Origin of the sequence: Dactylosporangium siamense (assembly GCF_016862795.1) — a bacterium.
GTDB lineage: Bacteria > Actinomycetota > Actinomycetes > Mycobacteriales > Micromonosporaceae > Dactylosporangium > Dactylosporangium siamense.
In genome coordinates this window covers 111,752-128,307 of record NZ_BONQ01000077.1, presented here as the reverse complement: position 1 = coordinate 128,307, position 16,556 = coordinate 111,752, and the positions used below count along the sequence as shown (strand labels likewise).

Below are 16,556 nucleotides of genomic sequence, written 5' to 3'. Positions count from 1 at the left end.
CGACGGTCGATAGAGTGGCCGGCGGCAGGGCCGTAGCGCAGAGGTGGTCGCGTCCGTCTCCGGAACGGAAGAACGCCGGTTCGAATCCGGTCGGCACTGCCCCGACGTGAGGAGCTCCCGATACTGCCACTGCATCCGGCCGCGGTCCCGGCGGAGATGATCGAGCGGGCGACGGCGCGCCGGTTGGCCGGCGACTGGCGTGGTGCGTGCGCCGCCGCGGCCGTCGACGTGGACTTCGACCTGGCCGCGATCCGGGAGGTCCACGGCGCCGAGACCGCCGCGCGGGTCGAGGACGAGCTGCGGCATCTCGTGCCGGACCTGCTGCGCTGGCACCTGCCGCGGCGCCCCGCGGACGGCCTGCTGCGCCCGGGGCTGCTCCTGCCGCTGGCGCTGTTCCCCGACGTGCACGCGCTGGTCGCCCGCACGCCGGACCGCTTCGACCTGCCGCCGCAGCGGATCACGCTGCGCTTCGAGCGCCTGGACAGCGCCACCGCCGGCCGGCGGGACGCATCTCTGCTGCACCTTCGCGATCGCTGGGATTCCAGGTGTACGGGTGAGCTCCTGGCCCGCTGCGGCGGGGTTACGCGGTTGCCGTTCTTCACCACGACAGGCCGGCCGGCAACCGGCGACGGGCCGGAGGCGGCCGTCGAGCGGGCCGTGCTGCTCGACGAGGACGGCCGGCACGCCGACGCGTGGGCCGCCGCCGGGTTCGACCTCGAGGTGCTGCTGTTCGAGCCGGGCTGGAGCCGGGACCGCATCGACCCGGCCGCGTTCCGCGACGAGGGCGGACGAGACCGGGCGAGGCGAAACGTGGTCGAGCGGTCGCTGGCCTGGCTGCGGCCCCTGCACGCGGCGCTGGCCGGGGCCGCCGGCCGGATCGCGGCGCACCTGGACGACGTGCGCGCGGCGGCGCCGGTGCCCAAGGAGCCGGAGCACCGGCTCATGTTCACACCGTCGGGCCGCGAGGCTGGCCAGGTGGTGCCGGAGCCGCGGCCGGACGCGCTGCCGCTCCACGTCGACGAGCACGCCGGCCTGGTGCGCATCGACGTGCGCGGGCGGTGCGTCGTGCTGGACCGCCTGGACACCGGGCGGCCGCGGGCCCGGCTGGTCGCCGGGGTGCCGTACCACCGCGTCGACGACGAGCGACGGCGCGCCGAGGTGGCCGAGTTCGGGCTGGAACTGGACCGGGTGCCGCGGCTGCCGCACGTGCTGGCCCGCCGGCCGGCCGAGCTGACCGCCCTGTTCCGGGGGGCGATGCGGCCGGACCAGCTGCATCCGCTGGTGCACGCGGCGCTGTTCCCCGCCGGGACGGCTCCCGCACCGGTCCCGCCGCCCGGGCTGCGGGACCGGGTCCGGGTGCAGTGCAACCACGCCACGCACGAGGTGCTCCTGCGCGACGGCACCGTCCACATGCCACACCCGCCGGCCGAGATCCAGCGGGAGCGCATGATCGAGGCGCTCGGCGGCCAGGTGCAGGGCTGCGTCGCCGCCCACGACGGGTGGCGGAACCCGGCCGTGCGGATGCCCGGCCCGATGCGTGGCCTGCGCCGCGAATTCCTGACGCTGGTCCTGCACGGCAACGCCGCCGCGGTGGCCGCCGCCCTGGACGGCGGCCTGGACCCGCGGGTGCGCGACGAGCGCGGCCGGACGCTGCTGCACCTGCTGCCGTGGCTGACCGGGGTGGACCTGCTGCCGCGGCTGCTCGCCGCCGGCCTCGACGTGCACGCCCGCGACCTCAACGGTGAGACGCCGCTGCACCCGGCCGTCGACTACGGCTCGCCGGAGCTGGTGCGGGCGCTGCTGGGGGCCGGCGCCGACCCGCACGCCACGTCGCAGCGGCCGTATGCCCGCGCCCCGATCTGGACCGGCCGGCAGGACCTCGCCTTCCTCCGCGACCTGATCCAGCGGCGGTAGGCTGCCACCGGCAGGGCCGTAGCGCAGAGGTCGACGCACCGCCTTACCAAGGCGGAGGACGCCGGTTCGATTCCGGCCGGTCCTGCCCCTGCCCCTCAGTCCCGGTCGACGGCGTATTCGAACTCGCGGCCCGCCGGGACGGCCACGGCGACCCCGGTGCGGGTGAAGCCGGCCTTCTCGTACAGGGCCCGGGCGCGGGCGTTGTCCTCGTGCACGTAGAGCCGGACCCGCTCGATCTTCGGGTCGGGCAGCGCCCACGACCAGGCCAGTGCGGCCTCGAACAGCGCCGGCGCGAGGCCGGTGCCGCGCGCCTCGGGCCGGACGTAGACCCCGACGACGTGCGTCTGCGCGACCGCGGGGGTGTGGCCGAAGTAGTCCTGCACGCCGGCCGGCTCGACGAGGACGGTCACGGTGCCCAGCCAGCGCCCGTCGCCGTCCTCGCCGATGAGCTGCCGCACGGTCCTGCCCTCGGCGGCGTCGGCCGTGCGGCCCTGCCAGAACTCGTCGGCCTGCACGACCGACCGCTCATACGTGTCGAGGAACGCGATCGACGCGACCGGGTCCTGGAGCGCGGCGAGCCGCAGCTCCTTCGCCAGTTGCCAGTCTTCGCCGCGCACCGCTCTGATCGTGAACTGCATCGCGCCATCCTGGCACCCATTCAGACGGGGGTGAACCGAATTGCGTTCGCCCTGGCGAAGGTGGTGCCGGCGGTCAGGACGACCTTGCCGGCGGTGCCCTGCGCGAACGCCCAGGTGCCGAGGGTGCGCCAGGTCCCGCCCGCGGCGACCTGGTCCACGGTGACCTGGGCCGTGCCGCCGGCGTGGGTGATCTGGTACGCGGCGGCGGTCGTGCTGCTGGTGCTCGCCGGCACCCAGGCCTCGACGCGATACGTGGCGGCCGCCCGCAACGTCGGCGCCCAGGTGGCGGTGGAGCCGCTGGTGTTGCTGTACCGGCTCGGTGTGCCGTCGACGCCGGTCAGGCTGCTCGCGAGCCAGGTGCCGGTCTCGCGGTACCGGATGTTCCCGGCGCAGTCCACCGTGGTGTCCAGGGGCGTGACGGTGACCTGCCGCGGTCCCGGGGTGCCGGGCACGACGTAGCCGGCCGACGGCGCGCTGGTGCCGCCCTCACCCACGGCCGTGACGCGGTAGGCGATCCCCGCGACCGTGCCCTGCGCGCCGAGGACCAGGGTGGTCGCGCCGGCGACGACGGCGACGGTGCGCTCCGGGCCGCAGTCGGCGGCCGCGACGAGGTAGCCGGCGGCGCCGGCGGCCGCGGACCAGACCAGCGTCGTGACACCGCCGCTGGTGGAGCTGCCGAGCCCGGTCGGGGTGCCCGGCGCGCCGGTCGGCAGCGGCGGCGTGGTGCGCGTGGTCAGGGTCTGCGGGGCGGACCAGCCGGCGGCGGTCCCGCACCGGACGCTGACCTGCTGGGCGGTGTCGGCGAGGAGCCCGGTCACGGTCAGCAGCTCGACGGCCGAGGACTCCACGACCCGGACCACGGTGCGGCCACCGCCGGTGGCGGTCACCTCGTAGCGCTCGGCCGTGGGGTGCGGGGTGATCCGCACCGCGACCCGGTCGTCGCCGGCCAGGGCGCCGTGCACCGTCATGCCGGGCAACGGCACCGGCGCCGCCTCGCTCCACACGGTGGTGGATCCCTTGATCCGCACGGTGTCGGCGGTGGCGGTGACCCGCACCGAACCCTTCAGCGCCGTGGTGAAGTCGCGCACGGTGCTCCCGCCGGCGAAGGCCTGCACCTGGTGATCGGTGGCGCCTGGGGCGACGATGAAGCCCAGCACGAACCCGCCGGCGACGGGCACCACGTCCTGGATCTTCGGTGGCAGCGCGAGGGTGCCGGTGGGCGTGACGGTCACCGGGGCGGAGGCGGCCGAGGTGCCGGCGCCGTTGAGCGCGACGACCCGCAGCTGGACGGCGGTGCCGTTGGTGAGGCCGGTCAGGTCGGCGAACCCGTTGACCGTGTCGGCGCCCGCGGCCCCGACCACGCGGTAGTTGTCGGCGTTGGCGACCCGGTCGAAGACGACCCGGGCCGACCCGTTCGCGGCGATGACCTGCCGGATCACCGGCGCGTCCGGCACCCGCGAATCCAGCGTGACGGAAGCGACCTCGTGGCCGGACGGCGCGAGCAGCGTCAGCCGCTGCCGCACGGCGGTGCCCGGATCCGTCCAGCGCACGGCCCGCTGGAGGGTGGCGGCGCCCGGGGCGATGTCGGGCAACGGCACGATCCGCCCGTCGATCACGGCGCCCTGCGCGTCGGTGACCTGCCAGGCGAGCCGGTGCCCACGCAGCATCCGGGCCGGGGCGTCGGCGCTCATGGAGGCTCGCGGCTCGACCGTGAGCAGGCTCAGCCCCGCCGAGGTGGTGATCCCGAGGCTCCGCACGACCGAGTTGGTGGCCTGCAGCTGCGCGTACGCCCGCTTCCGCTGCCCCCACACGTTCTGGATGCCCCAGCCGCGGACCTGGTCCGGCGACGTGCCGCCGAAGCTGCTGCGATAGTCGTTGAACGTCCAGTGCGAGCTGCCCACGATCCACGGCCGCCCGGGGAACACGGTCGCCGCGGCGTCGCTGGTGGTGCGGAAGTCGACGTCCTCCCGGCTGGTCGGGAACGTGAAGCTGTCGGAGCTGTACTCCGAGATGAAGACGGGCTTGTCGGGGTACAGGCCGTGCACGTGGTCCGCGCCGCCGGCGAAGCCGCCGTACATGTTGATGCAGGCGAAGTCCGTGTACTGCAACGCCTCCGCACCCGGGGTCGCGGCGCTGCCGAAGCTGTTGCTGACGTAGGTGCACAGCCGGGTGCTGTCCAATGTGGACTTGATGTACGCGATCATCTCGCGGACGAAGGTGCGCCCCGCCTCGCTGGCGCCCTGGATCTCGTTCGCCACCGACCACGCGACGATCGACGGGTGGTTGTAGTCGCGGCGGATCATGTCGCGCAGCTCGGCGCGGGTCGTCGCGTCGGCCGGGTCGAGGTTCGCCCCGCTGCCCCAGACCGGGATCTCCTCGATGAGCAGCATCCCGATCTCGTCGGCGTAGTCGAGCAGCTCCGGCGTCTGCGGCACGTGGTGGATGCGCATCAGCCCCGCGCCGGCCGCCTTCATCCGGTCGAGGTCGCGCCGCACCAGGTAGGTCGGCTCGGTCGCCCCGACGACCCGGTCGTCGCCGACCCGGTTGTAGCCGTTGAGCCGGACCTGCTCCCCGTTGAGATACAGCGCCGTGCCCCGCACCTCCACCTTGCGGAACCCGAACCGGTCGGCCCATTGGTGGAGCACCGTCGAGCCTTCACTGACGGTGGTGTCGCAGGTGTACAGGGTGGGCCGGTCCAACCCCCACAACTCGAACCCGCCTGCGGCCACGCCGCTGTCCACTCGCGCCTCGGCGGTGCCTCCGGCCGGGACGGTGACGGTCGCGGTGGACGCACCCCACGGAAAAACGCTGCGCACGGTCACGGTCTTCGCGGCGGCGCCGGCATTGGACAGCGTCACCCAGTTCACGACGCTGCCCGCGCCGGTGCCCAGGTCGGGCGTGGCGATGACGTGCTGGCGCTCGATCCGCACCGCGGCGTCCACGGTGAGCGAGACCGACCGGCTGATCCCACCCCACGGCCACCAGGCCCCGATCGTGTAGGTGTTGCTGGCCGCGACCACGACCGTGTTGGTGCTCTGCAGGCGGCTCGTCACGTCGAACTCGAACGGCGTGTACCCACCGACGTGCTCACCGAGATACACGCCGTTGAACCAGACCCTGGCCCGGTGGTACACGGCCTCGAACCGCAGGCGCACCACCTGGCCGGCGGTGACCGCCGGTGCCGCGACCGTGCGGCGGTGCCAGCCCCAGCCGCGGTAGCCGGCCCAGGCGTCGTGCACGTCCCAGTTGCCGGGGATCTGCAGCGTGGCCCAGCCGGAGTCGTCGAACCCGGGCTGCGCCCAGCCGGCCGCCTCACCGGTGTTGCCGGGGTCGGTCGCGAACCGCCACACCCCGTCGAGCGTCTGGGTGGTCCCGGCCGCCTGGGCGGCTTTCGCCCTGGCCGGGATGGGCAGGAGGGCACCGGCCGTGCCGGCACCGAGGAGCTTGAGGACGTCACGCCGATGCGGGGTCACAGGAGCCTCCGGAATCGTCCTACCGGAATCAGCTACGGGCGGATCCGATTCCGGAAGCGACTTGCAGTAGCCGCGAAGCTAATGCACTCTCCGCAACTCGTCAACCATCGATCTCGTCGCCCCTCCGCGTGCGGCTCAACATCACGCTTCCGACCGCGACTCTGCCCCCGACGGCAGCTTCGGCCCTGACCGGCGACTTCGACTCCCGAGCGGCGGCCTCGACTCCCGAGCGGCGGCTTCGACTCCCGAGCGGATCTTGCCGATGATCGAAGTCGCGGATTGGTCGCCCGGACGACCCGGCCGCGCCTTCGATCAACCCGAACATGATCGAAAATGCGCCAGGGGACCGGAGTGCCTGAACAGCCGCGTCGGGCCGTCGTGATCGAAGTCGCTAGCCGGCTGTGCGGGCGGCTGTGCGGGCGGCCGCAGGGCGACTTTGATCAGCGGGCAGTGATCAAAGTCGCGCGCTGGTCGCCCGCGTAGCCAATCCACGGGTTCGATCACGAACCGCAAGATCGACCATGCGGGAGCCAGCCGGTGCACGCCATGGACGCCGACTGGGCACACGATTCGTCGGCTACGCGCCCAGGTAGCCGACGTGCGGAGAGCCGGCGGCCAGCCGGACCTCGTAGCCCCAGCGGCGCAACGCCTGCAGCATCTTGGCCCCGCCGGGCGGGTTCGCGGAGTGGATGAGGACGACCCCGATGTCGAACGGCCACCCCTCGAACGCGGCCAGCTCGAGCACCTCCACCACCGGCCAGATCGTGTCGTCGCCGCCCAGGTCGTGATCCAGCCACAACTCGTCGATCCGCTTCCCCCGGTGCCGCTCCAGCACCGCCACGCCGGCCGCGCTGGTCCGCGCCACCTCCGCCGCCCGCCCGTCCACGAACGACCGCAGATCGTCGACCAGGACAACGCTGCCCCGCGGCGCACTCCCCATCGCCGCACCGTAGCCGCCCCCGCCGCCACACCCCGCGGCAATATTTCGGCGGCACCGGCGTCCGTCAAAGAGCAATGGCCAACGCGCCGAAATCCACTCGAACAGACAGGGCGAAGATGGGTATTGGTCTCACCACGATGCTGCGGGTGCTCGACGATCCCCGGTCCGTACCGGACCTGCGGAAGTACTTCGGAGTTGGCTTGCCGCTAGGCGGCATGTCCCCGTTCACGGGCGGGCGTTTCGAGCTTCTTGCCGGCGGCGGGGATCGCGCCGCGAGTTGCGATGTCATCACCGCAGACGACCTGATTGCCGTCGAGATGCTCAGCGTGCAGGTACCTCCCCGGATCGCGCTCGATCTGCTGGAAGGGAATCTCGGCAACGAGGTCGCCCGGGCCCTGCATGAGATTCCGCTCGATGCGGCACTGGGCATCGGAGATGCCGACAAGCGGGTGGCCGATGGCAGCCCAGCCGACACGGCTTGGCGATTGCTGACGAACTGCGACGGCATTGGGTGGGTCACGGCAGGCAAGCTCCTCGCGCGGAAGCGCCCCAAGCTCATCCCGGTGTACGACGACGTGGTGCGCTGCGCCTACGGCGCTCCGACCAAGTTCTGGCACTGGCTGGACGCCAAGTTGCGGGAGCGCGACGGCGTTCTCGCGCAGCGGCTGGCGGAGCTTCGAGGTGAAGCGGGGCTGCCCCGGGAGATCAGTGCGTTGCGGATCCTCGACGTGACGTTCTGGATGCGCCATCGCGATCAGCACTCCAGGGGCAAGGGGTGCCCGGGTCTGAGCGATTCGCCGCCGGCGGGCGGCGGGGCGTAGCACGCGTGCGGGTGGGTCGCTTAGGCTGTCGGTGGCGCCCGGGGCGCCGGCGGTCCGCGCGAAGGGCACAGCCCACCTGGAAGATCGTGGCCTTGCCGGTGTGTTCACCTCCTTTCCGGCCTGCGCAAGCGGACGCCAGGCATCCGGACAAGGAGGCATGCCGTGCCGACCCGCCGTCTTCCCGACCGTCCCGACGTCGAGCACCTCCGCAACCAGGCCAAGACGCTGCAGCGGTGGGTCCGGGACGGGGATGCGCAGGCGCTGCGATGGGTGCGGGAGTTCCATCCGGACCCGCCGGAGACGTTCGCCCGCAGCGACGCGCTGCTGGTGGTCGCGCGGTCCTACGGGTTCGCGAGCTGGCCGGCATTGCGGGCCACCCTCGACGTGATCGAGCGGTTCAGCCGGTCGCCGCACCGGGAGCCGGCCGGGTTCCTCGCGCTGGCCTGCCTGACCTACAGCAACGACGATCCGGGCCGGTGGGCGAGCGCGCGGCGGATGCTGGCCGAGCGGCCGGAGCTGGCCGGGGAGTCGATCCACACGGCCGCCGCGGTCGGGGACGTCGCGGCGGTGCGGGCATTCCTCGACGGTGATCCCGGGCTGGCGAACCGGCAGGGTGGGCCGCACCGGTGGGAGCCGCTGCTGTACGTGGCGTACTCCCGCATCGACAGCACGGCGCCGGGGCACTCCACGCTGGAGGTGGCCCGGTTGCTGCTGGAGCGGGGCGCCGACCCGGACGCGGGGTTCCTGTGGGACGGGCTCACGTCGCCGTTCACCGTGCTGACGGGGGCGTTCGGCGGTGGGGAGGGCGCGCCGCCGCCGCACCAGTTCCGGCTGGAGCTGGCCGAGTTGCTCCTGCGCGCGGGTGCGGATCCGAATGACAGTCAGACGCTGTACAACTGCGGCCTCCAGCGGCAAGGGGACGACTATCTGCGGCTGCTGCTGCGGCACGGGTTGGGCCGGGGCGACGGCGGGGTGTGGCACCGCCGGCTCGGGCACACGCATCCGGCGCCGTCGCAGCTGCTGGAGGACGAGCTGATCAAGGCGGCCCGGCACCACCTGGTCGAGCGGGTCCGGTTGCTGCTCGACCACGGCGCCGATCCGGACGGCGTGGGCACCGCGCACCCCGTCTTCGGCGGGCACACCGCCCGGCAGGTGGCGACCATGTACGGCCACGGCGAGCTGCTGGGGGAGGCCGACGATCCGGTGCTGCGGTTCCTCGGGGCCTGCATGCGGGCCGACGAGGAAGCCGCCGAACGGCTCAGGACGACAGAAGCCCCGCCGCACCACCTCGTCGCCGCCGCCACCGACGGCCGGACGGACGCGGTGCGGCTGATGGCGCGGCTGGGGTTCGAGGTCCAGGGCATGGCGCTGCACCAGGCGGCGTTCCACGGCCACCTCGACACGGTCCGGGCGCTCCTCGAGCTGGGTGCCGACCCGTTCCGCACAGACCCTTCGTACCACGCCACGCCGCGCGGCTGGGCGGAGCACAACCAGCAGTGGGCCGTGGCCGAATACCTGGCAACCGTGGAACGTTCACGGACCGAGTAGTGGTCACGGCCTGAGACGTGTCGAAGCGCTTGACCTGATCCGGGGCCATCCCCAGCATGGGAGCGCTTCCATCCACGCTCTCCGATTGGACCGCCATGCAGATCGGACTCAGCCGCCGTGCCGTGATGGGCGCGGCGCTCCTGCTCGCGGCCGGGATGTCGGCCGCCGTGCCAGGCCCCGCCGCGGCCGCCGACCCCGCCCCGACCACCGTCACCGTGAACGCCAGAGCGGGCCTGGCGACCGTCCCGGACACCGCGTTGGGGGTCAACGACGCGATCTGGGACGCCGAGCTCGGCACCACGGCCGTGTCGGACCTGCTCGGTGCCGCCGGCGCGCAGATGATCCGCTATCCGGGCGGCTCGTATGCCGACATCTACCACTGGCGCGACCACACCGCTCCGGGCGGATATGTCGCCCCGAACACCGACTTCGACACGTTCATGGGTTCGGTACGCCGGATCAACGCCCAGCCGATGATCATCGCGAACTACGGCACCGGTACCGCGGAAGAAGCCGCCGACTGGGTCCGCTACGCGAACGTCACCAAGGGCTACGGCGCGAAGTACTGGACGATCGGCAACGAGAACTACGGCAACGGCCACTACGGCTCAGAGTGGGAGGCGGACAACCACGCCGACAAGAGCCCGCGCGCCTACGCCGAGGGCGTGGTGGCCTTCGCGGCGGCCATGAAGGCCGTCGACCCGACGATCAAGATCGGTGCGGTCCTCACCACGCCGGGCAACTGGCCGGACGGCATCGTCGGCTCCGGTGACGCCGGCACGTGGAACCAGGTCGTGCTGTCCGTCGCCGGCCCGTCGATCGACTTCGTCGACCTGCACTGGTACCCGGGTGGTGGCACCGCCGCGGAGTCGCTGACCAAGACCAACCAGATCGACGACATCATGTTCCTGACCCGCCAGCAGATCGCCCGGCACGCGGGCACCGGGGCCACCGCACGCATCAAGGTGAGCTTCACCGAGCTCAACGTCGGCGTCGGCCAGAACACCCAGCCGGGCGCGCTGTTCCTCGCCGACGCGTACAGCAGCCTGCTCGACAACGGCGTCTTCACCGTCCAGTGGTGGAACGTGCACAACGGCATCGGCACCGTGTCCACCGTCGCCGGCCAGACCGACTACGGCGACTTCGGCCTGCTGTCCAGCGGCGGCTGCCAAACCGGCGGCACGGTCTGCGAGCCGGCCATGAACACGCCGTTCGCGCCCTACCACGCCCTGAGCGTCATGAAGTCCTTCATCCGCACCGGCGACCAGCTGGTCCGCGCCGGCACCGCCGACCCCCTGGTCAGCGCGCACGCCGCCCGGCGCCCCAACGGTGACCTGGCCGTCCTGCTGATCAACAAGGATCCCGACAACGCCCGGCCGGTCGCGATCCAGTACTCCGGCTGGTCCCCCGCCGCCGGCGCGCCCGCGGTGACCTCGTTCCGCAACGGCGACCCCGCACCGTCCACGGCACCGGCGGGCACCGCCGCCGCGCAGACCCTGCCGCCGTACTCGCTGACCCTGCTCGTGCTGCACCCGTCCTCGACCACCACCGGCGCACCCGGCGCACCGGGCCAGCCGACGCTGACCGCCACCACCGGGACCACGGCGACCATCGCGTGGCCGGCCGCGTCCGCCGGTGGCAGCCCGATCGCCAAGTACGAGGTGTACCGCCAGAACGGCACCATCAGCGAGCAGCTCGGCGAGACCCCGGGCACCTCACTGCAGGTCCACAACCTCAACCCCGGCACCCGCTACACGGTCAACGTCATCACCCGCGACGCCGCCGGCCGGGTCTCGTGGTCCTCGCCGCCGCTGACGTTCACCACCGGCACCCCGGCGACCAGCACCTGCACCGTCCGCTTCACCGACGTCACCGACTGGGGCAACGGCTACGTCGGCAACCTCGACATCACCAACACCGGCCCGTATCCGATCAACGGCTGGACCCTCACGTTCACCTGGCCCACCGCCTGGCAGAGCATCAGCGGCAGCTGGAACGGCAACTGGACCCAGACCGGCCGCGACGTGAAGGTCACCAACGCCGACACCAACGGCGCCCTGGCCGCCGGCGGCGGCGCGACCAGCACCGGCTTCGTCGGCGCGTACAACGGCCCGAACGTCCTGCCGACCGCCTTCCGCCTCAACGGCACGCTCTGCACCACCACCGCGTAGCACTCCGCCCGCCGGGTCGGCAGCACCGCCTGCCGGCCCGGCGGCGAAAAATGCGGTTGCGGCTCGCGGGGCGGGCGGGAGGATGGCCGGATGGAGCACACGCACCCGGTGCGCCGGGCGACGCCCGCCGACGCCGAGCTCGTCGCCGAAATGCTGGACGCGTTCAACGGGGAGTTCGAGACCCCGTCGCCGGGGCCCGAGGTGCTCGCCGGACGCCTGAAGGGACTCCTGGCAGGCGACGACCTGGTGGCGCTGCTGACCGGGGAGCCCGCGACCGGCCTCGCCGTGCTGTCGTTCCGGGTCAACGCCTGGTACGACGGGCCGGTCGTCAATCTCGACGAGCTCTACGTGCGGCCCGGACTGCGCGGCCGGCGCTACGGCCACGCACTGCTGACCGCCGCGTGCGAGCTGGCCAGGGAGCGCGGCGCGGAGACGTTCGAGATCAATGTGGACGGTGAGGACGTGGACGCGCGGCGGTTCTACGAGGCGCACGGGTTCAGCAACACCGAGCCGGGCGCGGCCGAGCCGATGTTCTACTACTACCGGGACCTGGTCTAAGGCCTGTGTCGAAGTAGGGGTCGGAGCGAGGCGAGGTCCAGGCGTCGGCTGGGGCCGCGCCGGGCGCGGCCGGATACCGGGGTTGTATCCGGACGTGACCGGCGTGGGTCCAGGCGGCGTCTGGGCCCGCCGCAGCCCGGCCCCTACTTCGACACAGGCCTTAGGGGTCCATGGCCAGGTCGGTGCGGACGCCGACCAGCCGCACGGGCCGGGCGCCGTCCAGGTCGAACTTGTCCAGGACGGTCATGGCGGCCCGCTCGATCTCGTCGAGGTCGGTGGTCGGCCCGGCGCGCAGCTTCATCACCCGCGTCGGCGTGAAGAAGGACGAGAACCGCACCTTCACCGCGACATGCGTGACCCGCCGCCCGTCGGCGACCACGTCGGCGCCCAGGGCCCGGGCGAGGGCGGCGACCTGCTGCGCCACCGAGGCGCGGTCGGTGAGGTCCGCCGCGAAGGTGGTCTCGCGGCTGCGCGACCGGGCGACCCACGGTGTGGTGTCGACGGTGGTTTCGCCGGTACCCCTCGCGCTGAGCAGCAGCCACCCGCCCGCGTTGGCCCCGAGGTGCTCGGTCAGCGTGGCCGGGTCGGCGCCGGCGAGGTCGGCAACGGTGTGCAAACCCAGCGCGGTGAGCTTCTTCGTGGTCTTCGGCCCGATGCCCCACAGCTCGGCGGCCGGCTTCGCGCCCATCGCCGCCATCCAGGTGCCGGCCGTCAGCTGGTGGATCCCGCCGGGCTTGGCGAAGCGGGCCGCGTGCTTGGCCGTCAGCTTGTTGTCGCCCACGCCGACGGCGCAGCTCAGGCCGGTCTCGTCCAGCACGGCCCGGCGTACGTCGGCCGCGAGCGCCATCGGATCCCCGGTCTCGGCGCCGAGGAAGGCCTCATCCCATCCGTACACCTGCAGCTGCACGGGGAAACGGGCCAGTGTCGCCATGACGTCGGCGGACGCGGCCCGGTAGGCGGGCGGGTCGGACGGCAGGAACACGGCGTCGGGGCAGCGGCGCGCCGCGACCCGCAGCGGGATGCCGGAGCGGACGCCGAACGCCCGGGCCTCGTAGGACGCGGTCGCCACCACCTGCCGGGCCCTGGTGGGGTCGCCGTCGCCACCGACGACGACCGGCCGGCCGCGCAGCTCGGGCCGGCGCAGGATCTCGACGGCCGCGATGAACTGATCGAGGTCGACGTGCAGCAACCACCAGCTCACCCGTCCAACCTAATCGCACCCGGCCGGGCGGGGGTCGCAACTTGGCACTGACGAACACGTTCGCTACGATCGTGTTATGAGTCCTCGTCGAGTCCCCGTCAGCCGCCGCGACCGGCCGGCCAAGCCGCCGCTGAGCCGGGCGGGTGCCGTCGCCGTCGCGGTGCAGATCATGCGGGAGGAGGGCCTGGAGCGGGTCACGATGCGGCGCCTGGCGTCCGAGCTGGACACCGGCCCGGCCTCGCTCTACGTCTACGTGCAGAACATGGCGGAGCTGCACGGCGCGATCCTCGACGAGCTGCTCGCCGACCTGCGCCGGCCCGACCCGGCGGTTTCGGGCGAGGGCTGGCGCGGCACGCTGATCGGGCTGCTCACCGACTACACGCGGGTGCTGCTCGGCCAGCCGAGCCTGGCCCGGTCGGTCCTCGCGTTGCGCCCGTCGGGTCCGAACTACGTGCACCTGGTCGACGCCCTGCTCGGGCTGCTGCACGCCGGCGGCGTGCCGGTGGCGCAGGCGGCGTGGGGTGTGGACCTGCTGTTGCAGCACGCCACCGCCACCGCCGCCGAGCAGGGTGTGCGCAGCGAGGCGGTGGACGCGCAGGACGAGCAGGACGCGTTCGTCGAGGCGCTGCACGACGCCGGGGACGAGGACTGCCCGAACATCGCCCGCGCCCGCGACGAGCTGTTCTCCGGCACCGGCGAGCAGCGGCTGTCCTGGATGTTCGACGTCCTGATCACCGGCGTCTCCACGGTCGCGGTACCCGCGTCCTGACCCGCTCCCGCCGCGTTTCAAGCGGGTTGCGATACCCCTGAAGAACATGTTCGTCACGAATAGGTTCTTTAGCGTTGATCGAAAAGCCAGCCTTTGGAGGAAGCCATGACCACACCCGTCACGATCGTCGGCGCCGGCCTGGGCGGCCTGACGCTCGCCCGCGTGCTGCACGTCCACGGTATCCCGTCGACCATCTACGAGCTGGACGCTTCGGCGGAAGCCCGGACGCAGGGCGGCATGCTCGACATCCACGACTACAACGGCCAGGTGGCGGTGCGGGCCGCCGGCCTGTTCGACGAGTTCCGCACGATCATCCATCCCGGTGGCGAGGCCACCCGGATCCTCGACCGGCACGGCACCGTGCACACCGACGAGACCGACGCCGGTGACGGCACCCGGCCCGAGGTCGACCGCGGCGACCTGCGCAGGATGCTGCTGGACTCGCTGCCCGAGGGCACGATCCGCTGGGGCAGCAAGGTCACGGCGGTGCGGAGCCTGGGCGGCGGCGCGCACGAGCTGGCCTTCGCCGACGGGTCCACCGTCACCACCGGCCTGCTCGTCGGCGCCGACGGCGCCTGGTCGCGGGTGCGGCCGCTGCTGTCGGACGCCATGCCCGCCTACGCCGGGATGTCGTTCGTCGAGCTCGACCACCACGACGCGGCCGAGCGGCACCCCGGCCCGGCGAAGACGGTCGGCGCCGGCATGCTCTTCGCGCTCGGCGCCGGTCAGGGCTTCCTCGCCCACCGCGAGACGGACGGCAGCCTGCACATCTACATCGCGCTGACCACACCGGCGGACTGGATCGACACCGTCGACTGGAGCGACACCGACAAGGGCAAGGCCGTCCTGCTCGAAGCCTTCCACGACTGGGCGCCCGAGTTCCACGCCCTGATCGCCGAGGCCGACGGCGCCCTGGTCCCGCGCACCATCAACGCCCTGCCCGTCCAGCACCGCTGGGACCGGGTCCCCGGTGTCACGCTGCTCGGCGACGCCGCCCACCTCATGTCGCCGTTCGCCGGCGAGGGCGCCAACCTCGCCATGCTCGACGGCGCCGAGCTCGGCAAGGCCATCGCCGCCCATCCCGGTGACGTCGAGGCCGCGCTCACCGCCTACGAGCGGGACCTGTTCCCGCGCAGCGCCGAAGCCGCCGGGGAGGCCGCCCGCAACCTGGAGCTCTGCTTCGACGAGCGGGCCCCGCACAGCCTGCTCGAGCAGTTCGCCGCCTACGCGGACGCCCAATGACGGCACCCGACGTGCGCGAGGCCGGGCACGGCAGCCCGGTCCTGCTCCTGCACGGCGCCGCCGGCCCGGACAGCGTAGACACCCTGTTCACCCACCTGGCCGGCGGGCACCGGGTGATCGCCCCGGTGCATCCCGGCTTCGGCGACACGACCCGCCCCGACGACCTCGACAGCGTCGCCAAGCTCGCCCGGCTTTACCTCGACCTGCTCGCCAGCCTCGACGTCACCGGCGCGACGGTCGTCGGCGTCTCCTTCGGCGGCTGGGTCGCCGCCGAGCTCGCCACCATCGACCAATGGGGGCGGGTCGCCCGGCTGGTCCTGATCGACGCCATCGGCCCGCACATCCCCGGACACCCGATCCGGCCGCCCAGCGGACCACCGCCGACCACCGGCCCGGGCGGACCACCGCGCGCGGGCATGGCCGCCCTGACCGCGTACACCGGACCGGACCTGCACGACCCCACCCTGCTGGACCGGATCCGCGAGCTGGACCTCCCCGCCCTGCTCATCTGGGGCGAGCACGACCCGGTGATCAGCCCCGACTTCGGCCGCGCCTACGCGGCCGCCTTCCCCGACGCCCGCTTCGAGCTCATCCCCGGCGGCGGGCATCTGCCCATGCGCGAAGCCCCGGAGCAGACCTTCGCCGCCCTCGACGCGTTCCTCAACGAAAGCGGAAACCCCCAATGACCACGATCGCCGTCATCCTCGGCAGCACCCGCCCCGGCCGCAAAGGCGAGGCCGTCGCCCACTGGGTCCTGGAGCGGGCCGGTGAGCGCACCGACGCCCGGTTCGAGCTGCTCGACCTCGCCCAGCACCGGCTGCCCGACATCGACGAGCCCGTCCCACCGGCGCGTGGCCACTACACCCACGACCACACCAGAGCGTGGGCCGCCACCGTCGCCCGATACGACGGCTACGTCTTCGTCACCCCCGAGTACAACCACAGCCTGCCCGGCCCGCTGAAGAACGCCCTCGACCGGGTCTACGCCGAGTGGAACAACAAGGCCGCCGCCCTCGTCTCCTACGGCTGGAACGGTGGCGTCCGCGCCGCCGAGCAGCTGCGCCTGGTCATGGGCTCGCTGCAGGTCGCCGACGTCACCGCGCAGGTCGCCCTCAACCTGGCCACCGACTTCCGCGACCTCACCGACTTCGCGCCCGCCGCCTACCAGGACGCCGCCCTCACGACGCTGCTCGATCAGGTGGTCGCCTGGAGCGCCGCACTCGCCCCGCTGCGCACCGCGACGTAACCGCCGGCGGTGGCGCGGCGTTGCTACCGTCGGGC

The 16,556-nt window shown here is 72.9% G+C and carries 13 protein-coding genes and 2 tRNA genes; 11 read left to right on the top strand and 4 right to left on the bottom strand.

Annotated elements, in window-relative coordinates; translation table 11 throughout:
- Window positions 1–26 precede the first annotated feature (26 nt).
- The 3 genes from Dsi01nite_RS24510 to Dsi01nite_RS24500 all read left to right on the top strand — a co-directional run bounded on the left by Dsi01nite_RS24510 (window position 27) and on the right by Dsi01nite_RS24500 (window position 1,999).
- Window positions 27–99: transfer RNA gene (locus Dsi01nite_RS24510), tRNA-Arg, on the top strand.
- Between the two features lie 57 nt (window positions 100–156).
- A complete protein-coding gene (locus Dsi01nite_RS24505; RefSeq protein ID WP_203848587.1) occupies window positions 157–1,914 on the top strand; it encodes an ankyrin repeat domain-containing protein in 1,758 nt (585 codons plus the stop codon).
- A gap of 12 nt (window positions 1,915–1,926) precedes the next feature.
- Window positions 1,927–1,999 (top strand) — tRNA-Gly (locus tag Dsi01nite_RS24500).
- A gap of 10 nt (window positions 2,000–2,009) precedes the next feature.
- Here the strand turns inward: Dsi01nite_RS24500 and Dsi01nite_RS24495 are convergent.
- The 3 genes from Dsi01nite_RS24495 to Dsi01nite_RS24485 all read right to left on the bottom strand — a co-directional run bounded on the left by Dsi01nite_RS24495 (window position 2,010) and on the right by Dsi01nite_RS24485 (window position 6,965).
- The gene (locus tag Dsi01nite_RS24495) at window positions 2,010–2,552 is read right to left on the bottom strand and encodes a GNAT family N-acetyltransferase (RefSeq protein ID WP_203848586.1); all 543 of its coding nucleotides are present in this window, start codon (window positions 2,550–2,552) and stop codon (window positions 2,010–2,012) included.
- 20 nt (window positions 2,553–2,572) lie between these two features.
- Window positions 2,573–6,025 (bottom strand): glycoside hydrolase family 2 TIM barrel-domain containing protein, encoded by a 3,453-nt coding sequence (locus Dsi01nite_RS24490; RefSeq protein WP_203848585.1) that lies wholly within the window; start codon window positions 6,023–6,025, stop codon window positions 2,573–2,575.
- Window positions 6,026–6,602: 577 nt separating this feature from the next.
- Entirely contained in the window at window positions 6,603–6,965 is a 363-nt protein-coding gene (locus Dsi01nite_RS24485) for a cyclic-phosphate processing receiver domain-containing protein (protein WP_203848584.1), read from the bottom strand.
- A 74-nt stretch (window positions 6,966–7,039) separates the two neighbouring features.
- On the opposite strand from Dsi01nite_RS24485, the gene Dsi01nite_RS24480 reads away from it, so the two are divergent.
- From Dsi01nite_RS24480 to Dsi01nite_RS24465, 4 genes are all read left to right on the top strand, one after another.
- Window positions 7,040–7,786 carry a DUF6308 family protein gene (locus Dsi01nite_RS24480; RefSeq protein WP_203848583.1) on the top strand — a complete coding sequence of 249 codons (747 nt, stop codon included), beginning with the start codon at window positions 7,040–7,042 and terminating at the stop codon, window positions 7,784–7,786.
- Between the two features lie 162 nt (window positions 7,787–7,948).
- On the top strand, window positions 7,949–9,334 hold the full coding sequence (locus Dsi01nite_RS24475; RefSeq protein ID WP_203848582.1) for an ankyrin repeat domain-containing protein: 1,386 nt from the start codon (window positions 7,949–7,951) through the stop codon (window positions 9,332–9,334).
- Between the two features lie 95 nt (window positions 9,335–9,429).
- Complete coding sequence (locus tag Dsi01nite_RS24470) at window positions 9,430–11,505, top strand: cellulose binding domain-containing protein (RefSeq protein ID WP_203848581.1); 2,076 nt, start codon at window positions 9,430–9,432, stop codon at window positions 11,503–11,505.
- A 90-nt stretch (window positions 11,506–11,595) separates the two neighbouring features.
- Complete coding sequence (locus Dsi01nite_RS24465; RefSeq protein ID WP_203848580.1) at window positions 11,596–12,063, top strand: GNAT family N-acetyltransferase; 468 nt, start codon at window positions 11,596–11,598, stop codon at window positions 12,061–12,063.
- A 160-nt stretch (window positions 12,064–12,223) separates the two neighbouring features.
- On the opposite strand, the gene Dsi01nite_RS24460 is transcribed toward Dsi01nite_RS24465, so the two are convergent.
- On the bottom strand, window positions 12,224–13,264 hold the full coding sequence (locus Dsi01nite_RS24460; protein ID WP_203848579.1) for a DNA polymerase IV: 1,041 nt from the start codon (window positions 13,262–13,264) through the stop codon (window positions 12,224–12,226).
- Between the two features lie 76 nt (window positions 13,265–13,340).
- Here Dsi01nite_RS24460 and Dsi01nite_RS24455 point away from each other — a divergent pair, with 76 nt between their 5' ends.
- The 4 genes from Dsi01nite_RS24455 (at window position 13,341) to Dsi01nite_RS24440 (ending at window position 16,521) form a co-directional block, all read left to right on the top strand.
- The gene (locus Dsi01nite_RS24455) at window positions 13,341–14,033 is read left to right on the top strand and encodes a TetR/AcrR family transcriptional regulator (RefSeq protein ID WP_203848578.1); all 693 of its coding nucleotides are present in this window, start codon (window positions 13,341–13,343) and stop codon (window positions 14,031–14,033) included.
- Window positions 14,034–14,138: 105 nt separating this feature from the next.
- On the top strand, window positions 14,139–15,275 hold the full coding sequence (locus tag Dsi01nite_RS24450; protein ID WP_203848577.1) for an FAD-dependent oxidoreductase: 1,137 nt from the start codon (window positions 14,139–14,141) through the stop codon (window positions 15,273–15,275).
- Window positions 15,272–15,961, top strand: coding sequence for an alpha/beta fold hydrolase (locus Dsi01nite_RS24445; protein WP_203848576.1), 690 nt, complete (start codon window positions 15,272–15,274; stop codon window positions 15,959–15,961). The genes Dsi01nite_RS24450 and Dsi01nite_RS24445 overlap by 4 nt, the downstream gene beginning before the upstream one ends.
- Window positions 15,958–16,521: an NADPH-dependent FMN reductase gene (locus Dsi01nite_RS24440; RefSeq protein WP_203848575.1), complete on the top strand. Its 564-nt coding sequence runs from the start codon at window positions 15,958–15,960 to the stop codon at window positions 16,519–16,521. The genes Dsi01nite_RS24445 and Dsi01nite_RS24440 overlap by 4 nt, the downstream gene beginning before the upstream one ends.
- Window positions 16,522–16,556 lie beyond the last annotated feature (35 nt).